We start from the raw sequence: 243 nt of genomic DNA on the forward strand, positions 1-243 counted from the left end.
TATTAAGTCTGGTGAAACAGATTACTTACACGTCCTCTTCTCATTTGAAGATAACGACCAAGATCAAAATAAATTTCAAGGTGATTCCCTGCAGCTAAACTGGACATTCCATGCTGAGCAAACAGCAGGTGTGGAGAAATAATTTTTAAAAATATATATTACCGGAGGCCTATAAATGAAAAAGAAAAACCGTTTTGTTACTGGAATTGTAACGGCTGGCGTTCTGTTTTCAACTGCTATTCC

1 protein-coding gene is annotated in these 243 nt (G+C 36.6%); it reads left to right on the top strand.

Translation table 11 applies throughout. The features are described from left to right. The coding region (locus SB717_RS38855; protein ID WP_410908593.1) for a TasA family protein at positions 1-142 on the top strand (142 nt) is incomplete at its 5' end. Positions 143-243 lie beyond the last annotated feature (101 nt).

Source organism: Priestia sp. SIMBA_032 (assembly GCF_046535215.1).
In the GTDB taxonomy this organism is placed as follows: domain Bacteria; phylum Bacillota; class Bacilli; order Bacillales; family Bacillaceae_H; genus Priestia; species Priestia aryabhattai.